Annotated in this window: 18 protein-coding genes; 10 read left to right on the top strand and 8 right to left on the bottom strand. The window is 71.5% G+C overall.

Annotation, left to right across the window (positions count from 1 at the left end; genetic code table 11):
- The first annotated feature begins 2 nt into the window (after positions 1–2).
- Positions 3–827, top strand: a complete 825-nt coding sequence (locus AC067N_RS12265; RefSeq protein WP_478678817.1) for an ABC transporter permease — start codon at positions 3–5, stop codon at positions 825–827.
- 27 nt (positions 828–854) lie between these two features.
- On the opposite strand, the gene AC067N_RS12260 is transcribed toward AC067N_RS12265, so the two are convergent.
- The 3 genes from AC067N_RS12260 to AC067N_RS12250 form a co-directional block, all read right to left on the bottom strand.
- Positions 855–1580 carry a TetR/AcrR family transcriptional regulator gene (locus tag AC067N_RS12260; RefSeq protein ID WP_478678816.1) on the bottom strand — a complete coding sequence of 242 codons (726 nt, stop codon included), beginning with the start codon at positions 1578–1580 and terminating at the stop codon, positions 855–857.
- Between the two features lie 313 nt (positions 1581–1893).
- Entirely contained in the window at positions 1894–3597 is a 1704-nt protein-coding gene (locus tag AC067N_RS12255; RefSeq protein WP_478678815.1) for an IclR family transcriptional regulator domain-containing protein, read from the bottom strand.
- 341 nt (positions 3598–3938) lie between these two features.
- The gene (locus tag AC067N_RS12250; protein WP_478679116.1) at positions 3939–5216 is read right to left on the bottom strand and encodes a M6 family metalloprotease domain-containing protein; all 1278 of its coding nucleotides are present in this window, start codon (positions 5214–5216) and stop codon (positions 3939–3941) included.
- A gap of 407 nt (positions 5217–5623) precedes the next feature.
- Here AC067N_RS12250 and AC067N_RS12245 point away from each other — a divergent pair, with 407 nt between their 5' ends.
- Positions 5624–6265, top strand: coding sequence for a TetR/AcrR family transcriptional regulator (locus AC067N_RS12245; protein WP_478678814.1), 642 nt, complete (start codon positions 5624–5626; stop codon positions 6263–6265).
- 317 nt (positions 6266–6582) lie between these two features.
- A complete protein-coding gene (locus AC067N_RS12240) occupies positions 6583–8121 on the top strand; it encodes an MFS transporter (RefSeq protein WP_478678813.1) in 1539 nt (512 codons plus the stop codon).
- A 129-nt stretch (positions 8122–8250) separates the two neighbouring features.
- Here the strand turns inward: AC067N_RS12240 and AC067N_RS12235 are convergent, their stop codons facing one another.
- Positions 8251–8757: a MarR family winged helix-turn-helix transcriptional regulator gene (locus AC067N_RS12235; protein WP_478678812.1), complete on the bottom strand. Its 507-nt coding sequence runs from the start codon at positions 8755–8757 to the stop codon at positions 8251–8253.
- Between the two features lie 228 nt (positions 8758–8985).
- Here AC067N_RS12235 and AC067N_RS12230 point away from each other — a divergent pair, with 228 nt between their 5' ends.
- Positions 8986–9771 (top strand): dioxygenase family protein, encoded by a 786-nt coding sequence (locus AC067N_RS12230; protein ID WP_478678811.1) that lies wholly within the window; start codon positions 8986–8988, stop codon positions 9769–9771.
- Positions 9772–9846: 75 nt separating this feature from the next.
- Here AC067N_RS12230 and AC067N_RS12225 read toward each other — a convergent pair whose 3' ends face one another.
- Positions 9847–10365, bottom strand: coding sequence for an N-acetyltransferase family protein (locus AC067N_RS12225; protein ID WP_478679115.1), 519 nt, complete (start codon positions 10363–10365; stop codon positions 9847–9849).
- A gap of 191 nt (positions 10366–10556) precedes the next feature.
- Between AC067N_RS12225 and AC067N_RS12220 the strand changes: the two genes are divergently transcribed.
- Entirely contained in the window at positions 10557–11555 is a 999-nt protein-coding gene (locus AC067N_RS12220; protein ID WP_478678810.1) for a sigma-70 family RNA polymerase sigma factor, read from the top strand.
- 584 nt (positions 11556–12139) lie between these two features.
- Here AC067N_RS12220 and AC067N_RS12215 read toward each other — a convergent pair.
- Positions 12140–13114: a helix-turn-helix transcriptional regulator gene (locus AC067N_RS12215; RefSeq protein WP_478678809.1), complete on the bottom strand. Its 975-nt coding sequence runs from the start codon at positions 13112–13114 to the stop codon at positions 12140–12142.
- 62 nt (positions 13115–13176) lie between these two features.
- Here AC067N_RS12215 and AC067N_RS12210 point away from each other — a divergent pair, with 62 nt between their 5' ends.
- The 5 genes from AC067N_RS12210 to AC067N_RS12190 all read left to right on the top strand — a co-directional run bounded on the left by AC067N_RS12210 (position 13177) and on the right by AC067N_RS12190 (position 19584).
- Complete coding sequence (locus AC067N_RS12210; RefSeq protein ID WP_478678808.1) at positions 13177–14820, top strand: MFS transporter; 1644 nt, start codon at positions 13177–13179, stop codon at positions 14818–14820.
- 206 nt (positions 14821–15026) lie between these two features.
- The gene (locus AC067N_RS12205; protein ID WP_478678807.1) at positions 15027–15911 is read left to right on the top strand and encodes a DeoR/GlpR family DNA-binding transcription regulator; all 885 of its coding nucleotides are present in this window, start codon (positions 15027–15029) and stop codon (positions 15909–15911) included.
- A complete protein-coding gene (pfkB, locus tag AC067N_RS12200) occupies positions 15908–16855 on the top strand; it encodes a 1-phosphofructokinase (protein ID WP_478678806.1) in 948 nt (315 codons plus the stop codon). Before AC067N_RS12205 ends, pfkB begins: the two co-directional genes overlap by 4 nt.
- Positions 16856–17042: 187 nt before the next feature.
- Positions 17043–19124, top strand: coding sequence for a PTS fructose transporter subunit IIABC (locus tag AC067N_RS12195; protein ID WP_478678805.1), 2082 nt, complete (start codon positions 17043–17045; stop codon positions 19122–19124).
- 181 nt (positions 19125–19305) lie between these two features.
- Positions 19306–19584, top strand: a complete 279-nt coding sequence (locus AC067N_RS12190; protein ID WP_478678804.1) for a hypothetical protein — start codon at positions 19306–19308, stop codon at positions 19582–19584.
- 59 nt (positions 19585–19643) lie between these two features.
- On the opposite strand, the gene AC067N_RS12185 is transcribed toward AC067N_RS12190, so the two are convergent.
- Positions 19644–20402, bottom strand: a complete 759-nt coding sequence (locus AC067N_RS12185; protein ID WP_478678803.1) for a DUF6227 family protein — start codon at positions 20400–20402, stop codon at positions 19644–19646.
- Between the two features lie 169 nt (positions 20403–20571).
- Positions 20572–21792, bottom strand: a complete 1221-nt coding sequence (locus AC067N_RS12180; RefSeq protein ID WP_478678802.1) for a L,D-transpeptidase — start codon at positions 21790–21792, stop codon at positions 20572–20574.
- Positions 21793–21898: the final 106 nt, after the last annotated feature.

The raw sequence follows: 21898 nt of genomic DNA, 5'->3' as shown, positions 1-21898 counted from the left end.
GCATGACCACTCCGTCCACCAGTGGGCTCCGCGCCGCCCGGGTCGTCTGGCGGATCACCAAGCTCAACTTCAAGGCGCGGCTGGAGTACCGGGGCGAGTTCCTGATGGGGGTCGCCATCGGGGCGATCTGGCAGGTCTCGATCATCGTCTTCGCCTCGGTGCTGCTCACCAGGTTCCCCGGCCTCGGCGGCTGGTCCAGCTCCGACGTGCTGCTGATCGCCAGTATGCGGATGCTCGCCCACGGGCTGTACGTGCTGTTCCTCGGCCGCATCCAGTACATGAACGTGCTCGTCCAGGAAGGGATCGTCGACCCTTGTCTGATCCGGCCCATGCCGGTGTACCGGCAGGTCCAGCTGGCCTTCTTCCCGGTCAACGCCATCGGTGACCTGGTCGTCGCGGTCGGACTGTTCGCCGCCGCGCTCCAGCGGAGTTCGCTCGACTGGACGGCGGGGCGGATCGCGTACGTGGTGGCGGGGGTCCTCGGGGGCATGCTCGTCGAGGCCGCGCTGTTCACGGCGTTGGCCGCCGCGGCGTTCCACTTCCCGGCCACCTCGTACTGGGCCCAGTGGCTGGAGGAGCTGATGGGCACCTTCGGCAGCTATCCGCTGAGCATCCTGCCGAAGGCCGCCTCCGCCGCGTTCACCCTCGTCGTACCGCTCGCCTTCATCGCCTACTTCCCGGCCGGCGTGCTGACCGGGCACGGTGACGACATGGGCGTACCTCAGGTGCTCGCGGTGGCCGCGCCGTTCGTCGGCCTCGTCGCCTTCGTGCTGTCACGGCTGCTGTGGAACTGGAGCCTCAGCCGCTACACGGGCGTCAACGGGTGAGACGGCAGGGGTGGTGCGGCGGCGCGGCTACGTCAGTCGCGTCGCCAGCCCGTCCAGCACGCGCTCCAACCCGTACCGGAACCCCTCCTCCCGGGCGGCCCGCGGGTCCGCCCCGCGCTGTTCGGCGTAGCCCTCCCGCAGCAGCGGATAGTCCTGGGCGGCCTCCTCGGCGGCCGGCCACAGGCGCTCGACCAGCGTCTGCTCGTCCTGGCCGCTGCGGGCGAGCACGGTGAGCCAGGCGGCCTCGCTGGTGGCCATGCCGGTGACGTACGCGACGAGCGTGCCGAGGACCCGGTCCGCCTCGTCGGCGGGGAAGCCGGCCGTGGTGAGCAGCTTGAGCATGGCCTCGGAGACGCGCATCCAGTTGGGGCCGAGGTACGACATGCCCATCTCGCCGAGCACGGAGGCGAGCCAGGGGTGGCGCAGGATCGTCGCGCGCAGGCTGTGGGCGCACCGGGCGGCGTCGGTGCGCCAGGTGGCGGGGTCGGGGGAGCGGGTGACCTCGATCTCGCCGTAGACCTCGTCGACGGCCAGCTCGATCAGCTCGTCCTTGTTGGCGACATGGCGGTAGAGCGAGGTGGCGCCCGCGCCCAGCCGGCCGCCGAGCCTGCGCATGCTGAGGGCGTCGATGCCCTCCTCGTCGAGCAGCCGCAGCGCCTCGGACACGATGTGCTCCCGGCTCAGCGCGGGCTGCTCCCGGCCGGTCCGGGGGCGGGTCCACACCGACTGGAAGCCCTGCTGCTCGGCTGGCATCGCCGGTTCCTCTCGTGTCGAAGGCTGGTGGCGGTCACCGTAACGCACGGCATTCGCCGGGGCGTACGGGCGGCGACGTGGGCGTACGGTGTTCGCACCCGTCTCGGAGCTGCCCTGATGCGCGCCGCCCGCACGGCGCGGGCCGGCCACCCGTGTCAGATGCCCCGCGCGGTGTCAGATGCCGGCCACCCGTGTCCGGCGCCCGCCACCGTGTCAGACGCCCCGCGCCCGTGTCAGATGCCGGCCACCCGTGCCCGGCGCCCGCCTCCCGTGTCCGGCGCCCGCCTCCCGTGTCCGGCGCCCGCCTCCCGTGTCAGACGCCCGGTACCCGCCGGAACATCCCCGCCACCCGCAGCTCGCCCTCGATCCGCGCCACCGTCGCGCGCAGTTCCGGCAGGACCTCCTCCACGCACTGCTCCACCGACCGTCTGCTGCTGTGCATCGCGACGTTGACGGCGGCCGTGACCCGGCCGTCGCGGTCGTGGACGGGGACGGCGACGGAGCGGAGGCCCTCCTCCAGTTCGCCGTCGACGAGGGCGTAGCCGTCGGTGCGGACGCGTTCGAGGACGGTGAGGAGTTCGCGGGGGTCCGTGACGGAGCGGGGGGTCAGCGGGATGAGACGTTCGGGGAGGGAGACCTCCGGGAGGAGACCGGCGAGCATCACACGGCCCAGGGAGGTCGCGTACGCGGGGAGCCGTGTGCCGAGGGTGATGTTGACGCTCATGATGCGGCTGGTGGCGACCCGCGCCGTGTACTGCACCTCGTCCCCGGCCGCCGTGAGGATCGCGAGGGACGCCGAGTCGTGCACCTTGGCGGACAGTTCCGCCAGATGCGGGGCGGCGATCCGGGGGAGCGGCAGCATCGACAGGGGCGGGAAGCCGAGGCCCAGGACGCGTGGGGTGAGGCGGAAGAAGCGGTCGTGCGACTCGACGTACCCGAGGTGTTCGAGCGTGATCAGCGCCCGGCGGGCCGTGGCGCGGGCGAGGCCGGTGGCCCGGGCCACATCGGTGAGGGTGAGGTCGGCGCGGTTCTCGCCGAAGGAAGTGATGACCGTCAGGCCCCGGGCGAGCGACTCGATGAACTCCCGTCCCAGTTCCTGCTTGGACGCGCCCGTCCAGGCGGCGAGACCGGGTGCTGCCGGCGAGCCGCCCTCCGGCGCGGCGGGCTCGCGCGGCTCCCGGGCCAGCTCCGCCTCCATCCGTGCCACGGTCGCCCGCAGCCGCGGCAGCAGCGTCGAGCGCAGTGAGTCCGCGGTGTGCCGGCTGGTGTGGCTGACGACGCTCGCCACGCACGCGACACGGCGCGTACGGGGATCCCGTACGGGTACGGACACCGCGACCAGCCCCGGCTCGATCAGCTGGTCGTCCAGCGCCCACCCCTGGGCGCCCGCCGCGGCCGTACGGGCCTCGAAGTCGTCGCACGCCCCCTCACGCGACGGTACGGCCGGGAAGCCGCGGCCCTCGGGGTCGGCGTCGCGGCGGGCGCGCCAGCGGGCCCAGTCCGCGGCCTCCCACTCGCCGGCGAACAGCGGGCCCGGGGCGGTGCGTTCGGCGGGGAGGAGGTCGCCGATGCGGAAGCTGAGGGACATCGCGCGGCGGCGGGTCGCCTGGTGGATGAAGCGGACGCCGTCCCGGTCGGCGACGGCCAGTGACACCGACTCGTCCAACTCGTCGGCGAGGGCGTCCGCGTGCGCGTCGAGGAGGCGGGGGAGGCGGATCGCGGCGAGGTAGGCGTTGCCCAGCTCCATCAGCCGGGGGGCGAGGACCGCGTCACGGCCGTCCAGGCGTACGTAGCCCATCCGGGCCAGCGTCGCGGTGATGCGGTCGACCGTGGAGCGCGCGAGGCCGGTGGCCTTCTCCAGGGCGCTCAGGCTCAGCGCGCCGTCCGCCTCGGTGAGCCGCCGCAGCACGGTGATCCCTCGCATGAGGGGGGCGACGGCCTCGGCGGGTACCGCGGTCGCGGAGGCGGCCGGGACGGCGGAACCGGAGTCGGCGTCACTCGGGACGTTCGGGCGCATGGGCCCACGGTAATGCGGGTGGGCTGCGCCGCTCGGCAGGGTGCCCGGTCGCTCGGGGGCCGGGCACCCGGCAGCTCGGGTTGCGCGTGCTCGGGCGACCGGTGGGGTGCGTCGTGGTCGCTCGGGCAGTTCCCCGCGCCCCTGAAAGCCCCCGAGTTCGCCCACCCCGAGCTGCCGTCCCCTCACCTCGGCTCACCGTCGCCCCCTCACCGCCCCCTCACCTCGGCTCCCGCCCCCTCACCTCGGCTCACCGCCCCCTCACCTCGGCTCACCGCCCCCTCACCTCGGCTCCCGCCCCCTCACCTCGGCTCACCGCCCCCTCACCTCGGCTCACCGCCCCCTCACCGTCGGCTCACCACCACCCGGTGGTTCCCCGCCCCGTCCGTCCCGATGACCCGGATCTTCACCCTCGCCTTCGCGTCCTCGAAGGTCTCGCCGGGGACGAACGGGGCGTCGGACAGTTCCGCGTGCACGTTGGGGCTGCGGGTGCACCCCCCGCTGTCGCGGCGGGAGTCGTAGACCTTGATGGGCCCGTTCCCGGTGTCGATGTCCGCGTCGACCTTGTAGACGAGGACACCGGGACGGCAGACGGCGACGTCGTTCCCCGCCCTGGTCCGCAGTTCGACGGCGTACGCGGTACGCGTGGTGAGCGGCACCACCACCAGCTTGGTTCCGTCGGCCGCGGCGAGCGGCGTGAGCGTGTACTGCGCCGCGCCTGGCCGGGACACACAGCCGACCTGCCTCGCGTCGAGCCAGCCGAGCTTCCACTTGTGCCAGCCCAGCATGTCGTTGTCGACGCCCCAGTCCTCGCTCATGATGTCCCAGTGCCCGACCGCGCCCCCGCCCTCGTGGGTGTAGAGGTCGGGCAGGCCGAAGACATGGCCGTTCTCGTGGGGGAGGACGCGGTAGCCGGTCTCCCGGTACGTGCCGGAGCCGTCGTCCTGGCGGCTGTAGACGAACGACGCGTTGGCGACGGGGACGCCGTCCGCGACCGGCGCCTCCCTGTTCCCGGCGAACGTCACCGACAGGACCGTGTCGAGGGCGGAGGGACCCGCGTTCGGGGTGACGAGGACGTTGACCAGGTCGTACGTCCGGAAGTCGACGAGGGGATCGGCGACCCGCACCATGTCCTGCACCAGCCGGCGGTAGCCCGGTTCGAACGGGACGCCGCGTTCTATCCCGTACGAGCGGAACGTCTTCGGCATCCGCAGCCACTCGGTGACCGGGGCCTCGGGACGGTAGTCGATTCGGCCGTAGCTGCTCGTCCGGAACCACTTCTGGGTCTGCGGGGCGAACTCGGCGAAGCGGTCCATCGCGCTGCCCTCGCCGGGCGCGTCGGAGAAGTCGATCATCAGGTTGAGGGCGCGGACCGTGCCGGTGGAGCGTGAGTAGCCGGGCGGGGTGGGGATGCCCTCGGACATCTGGACGCCGAGCCGGCCGCGGATCATGCAGGGGCCGAGCCCGGTGCCGGGGGCCACGGCGACCGCTCCCGCGGCCGTCCTCGTCTCCTTCGACGCGAGGTGCCCGGTGCCGGCGGCCGTGCTGACCGCGAGGGTGAGGGCGGTGACCGATGCGAGCGCGACGGCTCGGCGGCCACGTATCCCGCCCATGCCGCCCATGCCGCCCGGCGCGTGGGTGCCGTCCGTCCGGTGCGCCCGCCATGCGCGCCGGGGCCGTGGCCGGTGGGGTGCGCCCGACCGGTGCTCGGGTATCCCGCGTCGGCGGAACGGCTGCTGCATGCACGCGCCCTTCGCTCCACGGCAGCCGCCCGGGCAGCGGCCGCACCCTCTCGATCACCCTGGTGCGGGGCGTTCGGGGGCGCGCGCTGGATGGGCCGAACGTGGGTTCCCCGCTCGCGGGTGGGGGGCTCGGGCCACCCGGGAAGATGTGACCCAGGTCACGGAAAATGTCTTCGGCTCCGGGAAATAACCGGGGACCCTTTCCCCGTTTAGTCAGGTGTCCGAGCGAAACGGGGAGATGCTCCCCGGATCCCGAACCTCACGTCCCGATCGTCAGGAGGTACGCCGTGCAGACCGCCATCCCCGTGCGCAAGGTCTCCCGCCCCAGGGCGGACGCCCTGCGCAACCGGGAACGGATCGTCACCGCCGCCCGGGAGATGTTCGTCGAGTTCGGCCCCGACGTGCCGCTCGACGAGATCGCCCGCCGGGCCGGCGTCGGCAACGCCACGGTGTACCGCAACTTCCCGGACCGCGACGCACTGGTCCGGGAGGTCGTGTGCTCGGTCATGGACCGTACGGCGCTGGCGGCGGAGGTCGCGCTCGAGGAGACCGGTGACGCGTTCGAGGCGCTGTCCCGCTTCGTGCACGCCGCCGCCGACGAACGGATCAGCGCGCTCTGCCCGATGGTCCAGAGCACGTTCGACCAGAACCACCCCGACCTGGAGGCGGCACGTGAACGGCTGGAGGAGCTGACGGCCGCGATCATGGAGCGGGCCCAGCGGGCCGGACAGCTCCGTGACGACGTGGGCGTCGGTGATCTGATGCTCGCCGTCAGCCAGCTCAGCCGCCCCCCGGCCGGCACCCAGTGCGCGGGTGTCGACCGCTTCCTCCACCGTCATCTGCAGCTGCTGCTCGACGGTCTGCGGGCCCCGGCCCGCTCCGAACTGCCCGGCACCTCGATCACGATGGAGGACCTGCGCCGAGCCTGACCCGACGAGATCTGACCCGATGTGATCTGACCCGATGTGATCTGACCTGACGTGATCTGACCCGACCCGACCCGACAGACCCGATCCGGCCGAGACCGGTCGACGGTCCTTCCTGACGCGACCTTCACCACGCCCGGCCCTTTCCGCCGTCGGCCCCCTGACGCCGTACCGCATTCACCAGTCTCACTGCTTTCACCGCTCTACCAGCTTTCACGGCTTTACCGGCTTTCATGGCTTTACCGGCTTTCACAGCTTTACCGGCTTTCACAGCTTTCACCTGGCTTTTTCCGTTACGAAGTCCCGAAGTGGGTACCCCCATGTCTGCAACAGTCCGGAACGTCCCCGAGACGGTGGACGACTCGCACTCCAACCGCTGGAAAGCGCTGGTGTTCATCGCGCTCGCCCAGCTGATGGTCGTCCTCGACGCGACCATCGTGAACATCGCCCTGCCGTCCGCCCAGGAGGACCTGGGGATATCCGACGGCAACCGCCAGTGGGTCATCACGGCGTACGCCCTGGCCTTCGGCGGTCTGCTGCTGTTCGGCGGACGCATCTCCGACCTGTGGGGGCGCAAGCGCACCTTCGTCACCGGTCTGATCGGCTTCGCCGGCGCCTCCGCGCTGGGTGGCGCTGCCACCGGTGAGGCGATGATGCTGGGCGCCCGCGCCCTCCAGGGCGCCTTCGGCGCGCTGCTCGCGCCCGCCGCGCTCTCCCTGCTCGCCGTGATGTTCACGGACGCCAAGGAGCGCGCCAAGGCGTTCGGCATCTACGGTGCGATCGCCGGCGGCGGCGGCGCCGTGGGCCTGATCCTCGGCGGCTTCCTCACCGAGTACCTGGACTGGCGCTGGACGTTCTTCGTCAACATCCCGTTCGCGGTGATCGCCGCGGCCGGCGCGTACTTCGTCATCCGGGAGCCGGAGGGCGGCCGCAACCGCTCGCCGCTGGACATCCCCGGTGTGGTCCTGTCCACCCTGGGCCTGGTCTCGCTGGTCTACGGCTTCACCCGCGCCGAGTCCGAGGGCTGGGGCGACGGTCTGACCATCGGCCTCTTCATCGCCTCCGCCGTGCTCCTCGCCGCCTTCGTTCTCGTCGAGTCCAAGGTCAAGGCCCCGCTGCTGCCGCTGCGCGTGATCACCGAGCGCAACCGCGGCGGTGTCTACCTCTCCCTGGGCCTCGCGATCATCGCGATGTTCGGTCTCTTCCTCTTCCTGACCTACTACCTGCAGATCGTGAAGGGGTACTCCCCGGTCAAGACCGGCTTCGCCTTCCTGCCCATGATCGCGGGCATGATCGTCGGCTCCACGCAGATCGGCACCCGCCTCATGACCCGGGTGGCGCCGCGCCTGCTGATGGCGCCGGGCTTCCTGCTCGCGGGCCTCGGCATGCTGCTGCTGACGCAGATGGAGATCGACTCCTCGTACGCCGGTCTGCTCCTGCCGGCCCAGCTGCTGCTCGGCCTCGGCATGGGTACGGCGTTCATGCCGGCGATGTCCCTCGCGACCTACGGCGTCGAACCCCGTGACGCGGGTGTCGCCTCCGCGATGGTCAACACCTCCCAGCAGGTCGGTGGCGCCATCGGTACGGCCCTGCTGAACACGATCGCCGCCTCCGCGACCACGTCCTACATCCAGGACCACATGGCCACGGCGACCTCCCGCCCCCAGCAGCAGCTCGTCCAGCTCCAGGGCATGGTCAACGGCTACACCAACGCGATCTGGTTCGCCGTCGGCATCCTGGTCCTGTCGGCCGCCATCGCCTTCACCCTCGTCACCACCGGCAAGCCGGACATGACGGCCACCGCCGGCACGAGCGAGGACGCGGCGGACGAGGTCAAGGTCCCGGTGATCGCCCACTGACCGAGCGGGCCCCGTGGCCGGGGCCGGCATGAGGGGCGCGGGGAACCGCACGGCCGGCCGAGTGCGACTCACGGCCGCGGACGGTCCGCCGTCCCCCGACGCCCCCCGGCTCGGACGGCGGGACAACCCTCAGCGCAGCCACGGCAGATCCGCCCCCGCCTCCTTCGGCTGAAGCCCCTCGGCGATGATCCCCATGATCTCGCCGAGGGCTTTCTGCTGCTCCGGCGACAAACGGTCGAACAGCGCCTGCCGCACCGCGGCCACATGCCCCGGCGCGCTCTTCGCCAGGATCTCGAACCCGCCGTCCGTCAGTACGGCGAACTGCCCCCGCTTGTCCGACGGACACTCCTCGCGCCGCACCCACCCGTTCTTCTCCAGCCGGGCGATCGCGTGCGAGAGGCGAGAGCGCGTGATCTTCGTGTGCATCGCCAGTTCGGTCATCCGCAGCCGCCGCTGCGGCGCGGCGGACAGCACCACGAGCAGGTGGTAGTAGAGGTGCGGCATGCCCGCGTCCCGCTGCAACTGGCGATCGAGGTGGTCGTCGAGCAGGGTCGTGCCATGGACGTAGGCGAGCCAGATGCTCTGCTCCTCTTCGGTGAGCCAGCGGGGTTCTTCGGCGGCGGACGGTGTCTTCATACGTCCACTGTACGAGTACCCTTCTTGAATTTTGAACTATAGAGATGTAAGGTGAAACAAGAAATATTGAGACTTCAACTACTGGGGAGTGGGGGCGAGGTCTCAAGCAACCGAAGAGCCTGAAGCGACCCGTTGTGGCCCGCTTGAGGCCTACGTGCTCCATGAGCCGTACGTGCCCGGGCGTGGCCCCGTCCCCCGCGAGTCGCGTGTGTCGAGGGAGTCACCCCTATGTCCGCCGCCACCGCCGAGCGCATGCCGACCCTCTATCTGAGCCATGGTGCGCCGCCGCTCGCCGACGACCCGATCTGGCCCGGCGAACTGGCCGCCTGGTCGAAGGCGCTGCCCCGCCCCAAGGCGATCCTCATGGTCTCCGCCCACTGGGAGGAAGTGCCGCTCGCCCTGGGCGCGGTCGAGCGTGTCCCGCTGGTCTACGACTTCTGGGGCTTCCCCGAGCACTACTACACGGTCCGGTACCCGTCGCCCGGCGCCCCCGGGCTGGCCGCCTCCGTGCGCAAGCTGCTCCAGGCCCCGGGCACGCCGGTCCAGGACATCCCGGACCGAGGCCTCGACCACGGCGCGTACGTCCCGCTCGTCGAGATGTTCCCGGAGGCCGACATCCCGGTCCTCCAGATCTCGATGCCGACCCTGGACCCGCTGAAGCTGATGGACATCGGCCGCAAGCTCGCCCCCCTCCGCGACGAGGGGGTCCTGATCGTCGGCTCCGGCTTCTTCACCCACAACCTCGCCGCGCTCCGCCAGGGCGGCATCCCCACCTGGTCCGCCGAGTTCGACGACTGGGGCAACCGGGCCCTGGAGTCCCGCGACTGGGACTCCCTCCTCGACTTCCTGCACAAGTCCCCGGCGGGCCGGCTCGCCCACCCCCGTACCGAGCACTTCGCGCCGCTCTTCGTGACCATGGGCGCGGCCGAGGCCGCCGGTGAACTCGACGCCCAGAGGTCGGTGATCGACGGATTCTGGATGGGGCTGGCGAAGCGCTCGGTCCAGTTCGGCTGAGAACCCCGCCGTCGCGGTGCGAGACCCCGGCCGGGCAGAGGGGGCGCGTGCTCCGGCCCTGGGGAACCGGCCGGCCTAGAGTTCCTTCTCGTACCAGGCCACGTCCCAGTAGCGGCCGAACTTCCGCCCTACCTCCCGGTACGTCCCCACGTGCCGGAAGCCGAAGCGCTCGTGGAGGCGGGTGGAGGGCTCGTTCGGCTGGGCGATGCCGGCGTAGGCGCGATGCACGTCCTCGGCGGCGAGGGCTTCGAAGAGCGCCTTGTACAGCAGTGTGCCGACGCCGCGGCCCCCCGCGTCGGGTGCGACGTAGACGGAGACCTCCACGGAGGTGTCGTAGGCCGCCTTGGCGCGGAACGCGCTGCTCGTGGCGTACCCGAGGATTCGCTGTGAATCCTCCGTGGTGGCAACTATCAGGCGATGCCGACCGTCTACAAGGTGGGAGAGCAGCCAAGGGCGGCGCTCCTCCGGAGTGAAGGCAGCGGTGTCGAATGTGATGGGCGTCTCACGAACGTAGTGGTTGTAGATGTCGGTGAGGGTATCGAGGTCGGCCTCGACTCCCGGTCTGACCTGCACCTCTTCGGGCCCCGCGAACATCACGCCCCCTCCTGTGGCGGCACAGGGTACTGCAAGATCAGAAAAATAGTGGGGCGGGTTGGGAATTCTGTCCTGATTCCAGTCGTTGTTTCCTTCGGAAGCCGGGCACTCGGGAGAGTGTCCGAGCGGCCACATCAAGACATGTAGGACCCGACACGACCCTGCCAGCCCACCATCGCAAGGGAGCACGCATGGCAACCCGTGCCGTCGCCGCTCGTCGTTCGTCCGCCGCCGGCGGGAGCGACGCGGCAAGCAGCGTTCGCGCCTCTGGCGGCGAGATCGCCGACCGCGACCTGGTCGGCATGTACCTCGACGAGATCGCGCGTACACCGCTGCTCGACGCCGCCAAGGAAGTCGAGCTGTCCCAGATCATCGAGGCGGGTGTGTTCGCACAGCAGATCCTCGACGGGGAGGAGGAGGCGAAGGCGGACGCGACCCGCGAGGAGCTCGAAGCCCTCGTCGCCGAGAGCGAGCGGGCCAAGGACATCTTCATACGGTCGAACCTCCGGCTCGTCGTGGCCGTCGCCCGGCGGTACCCGCGCAGCGGTCTGCCCCTGCTCGACCTCATCCAGGAGGGCAACGCGGGCCTGGTCCGCGCGGTCGAGAAGTTCGACTACCGCAAGGGCTTCAAGTTCTCGACGTACGCCACCTGGTGGATCCGTCAGGCCATCACCCGCTCCATAGCCGACCAGTCGCGCACCATCCGGCTGCCCGTCCACCTGGTCGAGGAGCTGGGCCGCATCCGACGGGTGCAGCGCGAGTTCAACCGGGAGCACGGGCGCGACCCCGAGCCCCAGGAGATCGCCGCCGAGCTGGGCTCCACCCCGGAGCGCGTCAGCGACGTCCTCGACTGGGCCCGCGACCCGGTCTCGCTCAACATGTCGGTGGACGACGAGGGCGAGACCCAGTTCGGCGACCTGCTGGAGGACACCTCCGCCGTCTCGCCCGAGCAGTCGGTGCTGACCCTGCTGCGCAGTGAGGAGCTCGACAGCCTGATCGGGCGGCTCGACCAGCGCACGGCCTCCATCATCAAGATGCGGTACGGCATCGAGGACGGCCGCGAGCGCACGCTCACCGAGGTCGGCAAGGAACACGGGCTCACCCGTGAGCGGATCCGCCAGATCGAGAAGCACGCGCTGCTCGAACTGAAGAAGCTCGCCAGGGACACGGGGTTCGACGCGGCGGCCTGACCGGCCGCCGCCCCCCGGCCCGGACCATCCGGGTTCGACGGCCCGGCATCCGTCCGGCCCGCCGTGCGGCCGAGGCCCCGGCATGCCGTCGTACGTCGGCCATCGGCCATCATCGGCCACACCTTGGCCGTACTACGTCGCTTCAACTCCCCGATCCCGGGGCACAAGACTTGCGGGCCCACGACTCCACCGGGCCCGGAGCCGAACGGCCCGGGACCCGGAGTTCAGAAGTTCCGGGAGCCGGGGGCACCGCAGCCCAGCGCAGTCGTCCGTACGCCGCCCGCCCGACCGTTGTCCTGCCCGCGCACCGAGCCGGCCCCCGGCCGCACGACCAGTCAGCCCCGGCGAAGCCGCCTCGCCGCAGAAGTCCCTCGTCGGCGAGGTCACTTCACCACCACCGAAGCCAACTGAAGCAGTCCCGACACTCTCCCCCCAGTGCCGGGACTCCCCAGAGCCGGGCTTCGGCGCTTCCCCCCCCTGGCGCCGAAGCCCGGCTCCCTTCTCCTTGGCCGCCGATCCGCCGATCCGTCGATCCGCCGGCTTGCGGGTGCGCCCGGTTCGCGGCGGCCACCGTCCCGTCCGCCTCAGCTCTCCCCCTCGCCCGCCGCCCGCGTGAGCCGCGCACCCAACTCCCTGACGTGACCGACCAGTTCCGGCGGCTCGTGCACCGTGAACTCGCAGCCCAGCACGGCCAGTCGTACCGCGAGCCACTCCACCGCGTCGCCGGACGAGGCCCGCAAGCGGCAGCTGTGCTCGTCGACGGGTTCGGGCCGGCCGAACCAGGCCGGCAGCCGGGCCGTGACGGCCTCCAGGGGGGCGGCGAACGTGACCTCGAACGTGTACGTCTCCTGCCGGCGCTGCATCGACTGCTTCAGGAACTCCGCCGCGTTCCCCGTCGGCAGCTCGCGCGGCGCGAACCGGGCGCCGGTGGCAAAGGGTTCCTGGACGCGGTCGACGCGGAAGGTGCGCCAGTCGGCGCGGTCGAGGTCGTAGGCGACCAGGTACCAGCGGCGGCCGGTCGAGACCAGCCGGTACGGCTCGCAGTGGCGCCGCGAGTCCGCGCCGTCGCCCGAACGGTAGGCGAACCGGAGCCGTTCGTGGCCCGCCACCGCCGAGGCCATCACGGTCAGCGTCTCGGGTGCCACCGTCGCCCCGTCACCGCTGGTCAGGGGAGTGGTGGCGGCCTGGAGCGTGGACACCCGGTGCCGCAGCCGCGACGGCAGGACCTGCTCCAGCTTGGCCAGCGCCCGTACGGAGGCCTCGTCCACGCCCTCCACCGCGTGTCCGGCCCCGGCCCGCAGCCCCACCGCGATCGCCACGGCCTCCTCGTCGTCCAGCACCAGCGGGGGCATGGCCTTTCCGGCCATCAGCCGGTAGCCGCCGTCCGCCCCCATGGTCGCCTGCACCGGATACCCCAGTTCCCGCAGTCGGTCGATGTCCCGCCGAACCGTCCGCCGTGACACCCCCAGCCGGTCGGCCAGCTCACCGCCCGGCCACTCGCGGGGCGTCTGGAGCAGGGAGAGGAGCTGGAGGAGCCGCGCCGGGGTGTCCGTAGTCATGAGTTCGAGGATGCCGCATAAGTAGGACACGATCTGACCTACTGGGGTCCTACCTTCGGGACATGACCTCAACCACGAACGCCCTGAAGGGGCGCGGGGACCTGCGCGACCAGGCACCGGCGACCGGGCCGCGGACGACCCGGCCACAGACAGCGGGCGGCGACCCCGTGGCGGACACGCGACCGGTACGGGACGCGTCCGCCGGCCCGACCGCCGACGGCGCCGACCGCAGGCGGTGGATCGCCCTCGCCATCGTCATGACCGCCGCCTTCATGGATCTCGTGGACGTCACGATCGTCAACATCGCGATCCCCTCCATCCAGCGCGGCGAGTCCGCCACCGTCGGCCAGATCCAGTGGATCACCGCCGGCTACGCCCTCGCCTTCGCCGCCGGACTCGTCACCGGCGGCCGGCTCGGCGACATCCACGGCCGCCGGCGGATCTTCCTCCTCGGCATCGGCGGCTTCACCGTCGCCTCCGCGCTGTGCGGCCTCGCCGCGAACCCGGAGATGCTCGTCGCCGCACGGATCGCGCAGGGCGCGACGGCCGCGCTGATGGTCCCGCAGGTGCTGTCTATCGTCCACGCCACCTTCCCGGCGCACGAACGCGGCAAGGTGTTCGGGTTGTTCGGCGCGATCGTCGGCCTCGGCGCGGTCTCCGGCCCGCTGCTCGGCGCCCTGCTCATCGAGTGGAACCCGCTCGGCCTCGAATGGCGGGCCATCTTCCTGATCAACCTCCCGGTCGGCGTCGCCGGTCTCGTCCTGGGCCGCAGCTTCATCAGCGAGTCCAAGGCCCCGCACGCCCTCAAGCTGGACCTCGTCGGCGTCGCCCTCGTCACCGGCGGTCTGCTGATGCTGCTCTATCCGCTCACCCGCGGCCATGAGCTGGACTGGCCGCTGTGGGGATACGCCCTGATGGCGGGCTCGCTGGTGGTGTTCGCGGCGCTGGTGGCGTACGAGCGGCGCAAGACGGCGCGCGACGGCTCCCCGCTGATCGAACTGTCGCTGTTCAGGGTGAAGAGCTTCGCGGCCGGTATCGCCGTGCAGACGGTGTTCGGCATCGCCCTCGGTGTGTTCTTCCTCGTCTGGACCCTCTATCTCCAGACCGGGCTGGGCTGGAGTGTCCTGAAGGCGGGCCTGACCGGCGTCCCCTTCTCCGTCTCCGTCTCGGTCGCGGCCGGGATGTCGGTCCAGATACTCGTCCCGCGCTTCGGCCGCAAGGTCCTCCAGACGGGTGCGCTGCTGATGGCGGCCGGTGTACTGCTCTACCTGTGGGAGTCCGAGCGGTACGGCCTCGCCATCACCCCGTGGCAGATGGCGCTCCCGCTGATCGTGATGGGCGCGGGCATGGGGCTCATCGTCGCCCCGCTGACCGACGCGATCCTCTCCGGGGTGCCGCGTGAGCACGCCGGTTCCGCGTCCGGACTGATCAGCACGGTGCAGCAGATGGGCAACGCGCTCGGGCTCGGCCTGGTGGCCGTGGTCTTCTTCGGCACCATGGACGACCATCTCCTGCCCGCCGAGATCCGCCCCGCCTTCGTCAACGCCTTCGAGTACGCCCTCGGCTGGGTGGCCGCGGTGCTCTTCGCGATCTTCCTGCTGATGTTCGCCCTGCCGGCCCGCCCCGTGACGGCGGACGGCGAGGCCCACGCGGCCGACGGGTGCGGGGCCGAAGAGGCGGAGCGCGCGCCGCAGCCGGCTCACTGACCGACGACTCCGATGGCCGGCCGGCCCGGCACCCCCAGGGTGCCGGGCCGTCGTCCTGTGTCCCCCGACCGTTCCACCCGCCCGCCGATGCTGCCCCCGCCCCCGTTTATGTCCGACCTATGCCCGAACCTGTTTACTTTTTGGAAATGCGGGCGTAGCCTCCGAGCGAAACCACAAAATCGGGCATCGGTCGGAGGCGAACGGACATGTACGCACCGGAGCGGCAGCAGGAGATCCTCCGGCTCGCCCGTGACGGCGGCCGGGTGGACGTGGTGTCGCTGGCGGAGGAGTTCCAGGTCACGGCCGAGACCATCCGGCGCGACCTGAAGGCCCTGGACCGCGCCGGTCTCGTCCAGCGCGTGCACGGCGGCGCGATCCCCGCGGGACGCCTGGACTTCGAACCCGACCTCGCCGAACGCGAGAGCACGGCCGCCGACGAGAAGGACCGCATCGCACAGGCCGCCCTCGCCGAACTGCCGGCCGACGGCACCGTCGTCCTCGACGCCGGTACGACCGTCGCACGCCTCGCCGCCGCCATCCCGCTGGAGGCCTCGCTCACCGCGGTCACGCACAGCCTGCCGATCGCGGCCCGCCTCGCCGACCACCCGGGCATCCAGCTCCATCTGGTCGGCGGCCGGGTCCGCCACCGCACGCGCGCCGCCGTGGACGCCTGGGCGCTCCGCGCCTACGGCGAGATCCGCGCCGACGTGCTCTTCGTGGCGGCCAACGGGTTCTCCACCGACCACGGTCTGACCACCCCCGACCTCGCCGAAGCCGCGGTGAAACGGGCCGCGATGGCCGCCGCCCGCCGTGTGGTGCTGCTCGCCGACTCCTCCAAGTGCGGCCAGGAGCACTTCGCCCGCTTCGGCGCCCTGGCCGACGTCGACCTCCTGATCACGGACAGCGGGCTGCGGCCCGAGGACGCCCTCGCCATCGAACGCAACGGCACCGAAGTGCTCCGGGTCCCGGGCGCGAGCACGGCCAGGGACACGGCCAGGGGCGCGGCGAAGGACACGGCCAGGGGCCCGGGGACGGAGGCCGTCAACGGCTCCGTCGCGGGCAGGACCACCGCGAGGAAAGACCGCTCATGATCCTCACCGTCACCCCCAACCCGTCCCTCGACCGCACCTACGAGGTTCCCTCCCTCGACCGCGGCGAGGTCATCCGGGCCACCGGCGAACGCATGGACCCGGGCGGCAAGGGCGTCAACGTCTCCCGGGCGGTCGCCGCCGCCGGACAGCGCACCGTGGCCGTACTGCCGCTGGGCGGCGCGCCCGGCGCCCTGGTCGCGGACCTGCTCGACGCGCAGGGCATCGAGGTCGCACGGGTCCCGGTGGCCGGGGCGACCCGCTCCAACATCGCCCTCGCCGAGGCGGACGGCGTCCTCACGAAGATCAACGCACCGGGCCCGGAACTCTCCGCCGCCGAGCGGGAACTCCTCCTGGAGACCGTCCGCGCCCAGTCCGTCCACGCCTCCTGGATCGCCTGCTGCGGCAGCCTCCCGCGCGGCCTCGCCCCCTCCTGGTACGCCGAACTCGTCGCCCGTGCGCATGCGGCGGGCGCCCGGATCGCGCTGGACACCTCCGGCCCGGCCCTGCTGGCCGCGCTCCGCGAACGCCCCGACGTGGTCAAGCCCAACGCCGAGGAACTCGCCGAGGCCGTGGGCCGCCCCCTCGCCACCGTCGGCGACGCCGTCAAGGCCGCGGAGGAACTGCGTGAGATGGGCGCGGGGGCGGTCCTGGCCAGCCTCGGCGCCGACGGCCAGATCCTCGTGAACGCCTCCGGTGCCTGGTTCGGCAGCGCCCGAGTCCACACCGTCCGCAGCAACGTCGGCGCCGGCGACTCCTCCCTCGCCGGCTTCCTCATCGCCGGCGGCAACGGCCCCGACGCCCTCGCCTCCGCCGTCGCCCACGGCGCAGCCGCCGTACAACTCCCCGGCAGCGTCATGCCGACCCCGTCCGACCTCGACCCGTCCGCGGTGACGGTGACGGCGGAGGTACCGGTGGACCTGATCCTGAAGGAGCCGGTGTCATGAACCGGGACTCGCGAACGAACCCTCGCCGCGCATTACCTCCCCTCTCCCCGGGAAGGCGCAGTCTCCCCGGCCCCGCCGGCCCCGCCCGGTCCTTGCCCCCGGCCCCCGTGGCCGGCGCCCCCCACACTTCCGTCCCCACCCCCGCCCACCCCATCCCCCGGGCGATACGCGTGCGAAGGAGCCCGCGATGAGCGAGATGATCACCGCGGACCTGGTCGACCTCGACCTGTCCGCCGAGACGAAGGAAGCGGCGGCGCGTGCCCTCGCCGAGCGCATGGTGGCGAAGGGCCGGGTCACCGACCTGGACGGCTTCCTCGCCGACGTGGCCGCCCGCGAGGCCCAGATGCCGACCGGTCTCGACGGCGGAATCGGCATCCCCCACTGCCGCAGTGAGCATGTCACCGAGCCGACCCTGGCCTTCGGGCGCAGTGCCGCCGGCATCGACTTCGGTGCCGCCGACGGCCCCGCCGACCTCATCTTCCTGATCGCGGCCCCGGCGGGCGCGGACGACGCCCACCTCACGATCCTCTCCTCGCTCGCCCGTCAGCTGATGAACGCCGAGTTCACCGACGCCCTCCGCGCGGTGGACGACACGGCCCGCGCCGCCGCCCTCATCCGGGGCGACGCGGCGACCGAGGGCACCGAAGACTCCGCGGCGGCGGCGGGCGGAACGGCCTCCCCCGACGCCGCCGCGGGCAGCACCACCCCGGCCCCGGCCCCGACCTCGCCCGAGGCCGCGGCGCCGGAAGCGAAGGACGAACCCGCCCCCGCCGGCCGACCCTTCCGGATCGTCGCCGTCACCTCCTGCCCCACCGGCATCGCGCACACCTACATGGCCGCCGAGTCGCTGGAGAACGCGGGCCGGGACGCCGACGGCGTCGAGATCGTCGTCGAGACGCAGGGCTCGGCCGGCTTCACCCGGCTCGACCCGGCGGTCATCGCCGCCGCCGACGGCGTGATCTTCGCCCATGACGTCCCCGTACGGGAGAAGGACCGGTTCGCCGGGAAGCCCACCGTGGACACCGGGGTGAAGGCCGCCATCAACCGCCCCGCCGAACTGATCGCCGAGGTCCGCGGCAAGGCCGAGCGCGGCGAGGTCACGGCCGCCGCCCGCCCGGGCACCCCCGTGGAGCGCGCGGGCGAGCCCGGCGAGGGCTACGGCACCAAGCTGCGCAAGTGGCTGATGACGGGCGTGAGCTACATGGTCCCGTTCGTCGCGGCGGGCGGTCTGCTGATCGCCCTCGGCTTCGCGATCGGCGGCTACCAGATCAACGAGGCCAAGTCGGTCACCGAACACTTCGACTGGGGCCAGGTCGACAGCTGGGGCGCCCTGCTGTTCCAGATCGGCGCCGCCTCCTTCGGCTTCCTCGTCCCGGTCCTCGCCGGTTACATCGCCTACGGCATGGCCGACCGGCCCGGTCTCGTGCCCGGCTTCGTCGGCGGTGCGATCTCCGTGACGATCGGCGCGGGCTTCCTCGGCGGTCTCGTCGCCGGTCTGATCGCCGGTGGTGTGGTCCTCGCGATCCAGCGGATCGACATCCCGCCGGTGCTGCGCGGCATCATGCCGGTGGTGGTGATCCCGCTGGTGTCCACGGCGGTGGTCGGGTTCCTGATGTTCGTGGTGATCGGCAAGCCGATCTCCGAGGCGCAGAAGGGTCTGACCGACTGGCTGAACGGCCTCTCGGGCACCAACGCCATCCTCCTCGGCGTCCTGCTCGGCCTGATGATGTGCTTCGACCTCGGCGGCCCGGTCAACAAGGTGGCCTACACCTTCGCGACGGCCGGTATCGCGGTCGCGGCGCCCAGCGACTCGGCGATGAAGATCATGGCCGCCGTCATGGCCGCCGGTATGGTCCCGCCGCTGGGCATGGCCCTCGCCACCACCATCCGCAAGAAGCTGTTCACCACCGCCGAGCGGGAGAACGGCAAGGCGGCCTGGGTGCTCGGCGCCTCGTTCATCTCCGAGGGCGCGATCCCCTTCGCGGCGGCCGACCCGCTGCGCGTCATCCCCGCCTCCATGGCGGGCGGCGCGGTCACCGGCGCGCTGACCATGGCCTTCGGCTCGACCCTGCGCGCCCCGCACGGCGGCATCTGGGTCACTTTCCTGATCGGCAAGCCGTTCCTCTACCTGCTGGCCATCGCGGTCGGCACGGCGGTCACGGCCGGCCTGGTCATCATCCTGAAGGGCATGCGCAAGACCCAGCCGGGCGCGGTCGCGGAGTCCGCTCCCGCCGCCGAGGCGCAGACGAAGGAGCCGGTCGCGGCCTGAGCCAACGTGACCGTATGTCGGCCGCAGTCCTCCCTCACGGGGACTGCGGCCGACCGCGTTCCCAGTGAGCCCCTTGCGCCCCTTTGGGCGCCTTTGAGGCTCCTGTGAGTTGTACGCCGTACCTGCGAGATACGTCACGATCCGGGCTCAAAGTCCCCTCTGGTGGTGTCTACTGGAGGGCATGCCTGAGCACGTGTCGATCCTCCAGTTGGTGGGCGTGGCCACCCTCGCCGTCGCGGCGGTCATCTGGGTCGCCGTGCTGGTCCGCGTTCTGCGCCGGGACGGCGAGGCGCATCGCGCCCGCTTCATGGAGTTGGCCCGGCGCCGTGGTGGGCGCCTTCGGGCCCTGCCCCACCAGCGCCGCAAGGGCCCGCACGTCGAGCATGTCGAGCTGACCCCGGCCGAGCAGGACGCCTTCGCGTTCCTGGCCCGCCAGTTCAGTGATGACCGCCTGGCCTGAGCGCCCCCGCCCCGGACCTCATGGCCTGGGCCGCCGCTCGTGCGTTGCGTGTTGCGGCACTAGCCGAGTAACCCCGCCCGGCGCTCCATCGCGTCCCGGGCCGCGTCCTCCGTCGTGTAGACCTCGCACATGTGGCGACCGTCCGGGGTGGCCGTGTGCTCCACCTCCCACAGGGAGATCTCCTGCCCGTCCGTGAGCAGGAACGCGTGCTCGTAGAGCGAGAAGCTCAGCCCGGGCCGACTGCCCCGGCGGGGCCGGTTCGGGCGGCCGAACGCCTGGGTGATCTCGTGCGCGAACGCGGTCCGCAGCAGCAGCGTGGCGATCTCGTCGCCGGGAGGGTCCGGGTTCTCCGCCCGCCGCAGCAGCCGCCGTGCGTGGTCCGCGGAGTCGTCCGGCGTGTACGCGTGGCGCGGCTCGGGGAACGCCGTCAGCTCCACCACCGCCGGCAGCTCGAAGTCGGGGGCGTCCGGGGGCAGTGGCAGCCGCGCGGTGGCGGCCCGCAGTTCCTCCTCGTCCGTGTACACCTCGTGCTGGGTGTCACTGCCGGGCACCGTGTTGTGCACCAGCTCCCACAGGGTGACCGCGGAGCCGTCGGCGAGCAGCCAGGTGTGCCGGTACGTCGCCCGGTGCAGTCCCGAGCTGTAGTGCGCGGAGTGCAACGAGCCGTCGTGCGCGAGGGCGCAGTCGAGCTGTCGTATCGTCTCGTCGGGCAGCTCGAAGGAGTTCAGGGCGCGACCGAGGAGCCGCGCGAGGTGCTCCTCCGGAGACTCGGGCGACTCGGCTGGTTCGTACGCTGCCGTCTCGTACGGAACGCTCAAGGTTTCTCCCGGCGTTGCTGCATGTCACCTTGTGGGTGCATACCGTAGCCCCTCGGTCGGACATCATGTCCGGGAACCGAGAAAACGTACGTACATAAAACGGCCGGGCCGCGCGGCTGGTTCCCGCGCGGCCCGACGAACCCCCTGACACATACTCGGAAACCCTGGGTCAGAGGGCGCTTCCCGCCTTCCAGTCGCTCCACGACAGGTTCCAGCCGTTGAGCCCGTTGTCCGGTGCGACCGTGTCGTCGGGCGAGTTCTTGACGATCACCACGTCGCCGAGGAGCGAGTTGTCGAAGAACCACTTGGCGACCGTGTCGCCGTTCGCCCCCTGGACGTCCGCCAGGCCGACGCAGCCGTGGCTGGTGCCCTGCCGGCCGAAGGGCGGGTTGCCCCGGCTGTACCAGTAGTTGCCGTGGAGGAAGGTGCCCGACGTGGTCAGCCGCATCGCGTGCGGCACGTCCGGGATGTCGTACTCCCCGGCGAAGCCGACCGTCGCGCCGTCCATCCGCTTCTGCTTGGACTTCTCAGAGATCACCATCTGCCCGTTGTACGTCGGGTTCTGGGCGCTGCCGGCCGAGATCGGCACGGTCTTGATCGTCTGGCCGTCCCGTACGACCTTCATCGTCTGCGTGTTGACGTCGACCGTGGAGATCTGCGAGCGCCCGACGGTGAAGGTCACCGTCTTGTCCTGCACCCCGTACAGGCCGTTCGCCCCCTCGACGCCGTCCAGGTCGATCTTCATGGTGACCTTGGACCCGGCCTTCCAGTACTCCTCGGGCCGGAAGTCGAGCCGCTGCGCCCCGAACCAGTGACCGACGACCTCCTGCCCGCTGCTCGACGTCACCTTGATGTGCGACTGCACGGCCTTCCTGTCCGTTATCGCCTTGTCGAAGGTGAACGACACCGGCATGCCCACCCCGACGGTGGTGCCGCTGTCCGGCGTGTACGTGCCGATGAAGCTGTTGGCGGTCGAGACCGTCGTGAAGCCGGCGTCGGCGGCCGAGGTCTTCCCCGCCGCGTTCTTCGCCGTCGCGGAGATCCGGTACTTCGTCCCCCGCTCCAGTTGCCCCTTCGGCTTCCACGAGCGCCCGTCCGCCGCGATCTCCCCCGGAACCTCGGTGCCGGCCTCCGTCGCGGTCATCCTCACCTCGGTCAGCTTGCCGCCGCTGACCTTCACACCGGTCGAGTTGATGGACGCGCTCGTCGAACCGTCCTTCGCCGAGATCGTGATCCGCGCCGACGAGTCCTTGGCCGACGTCTTGTTGTCGCCACCGCCCTTGTTGTCGGCCTGGGCGTCCCCACCGCAGCCGGTCAGGGTCAGCGCGCCGGCCACCAGCACGGCACAGGCCCCCATCACACGCCGCACAGCTATCTTCGGCCTCGTCACGATCTGCTCCACCTTCTACGCGTCCACGTGATCTACGTCATCCGCTCCAGTACGTGGAGAAAGAGCGACCGGCGGCCGAGAGGGTTCCCGACTTCCGCCCCGCACG

The sequence above is a fragment of the Streptomyces sp. NPDC042364 genome (assembly GCF_056437585.1).
Note: the sequence above shows the minus strand (reverse complement) of the source record. Positions and strands in the feature narration are given on the sequence as shown.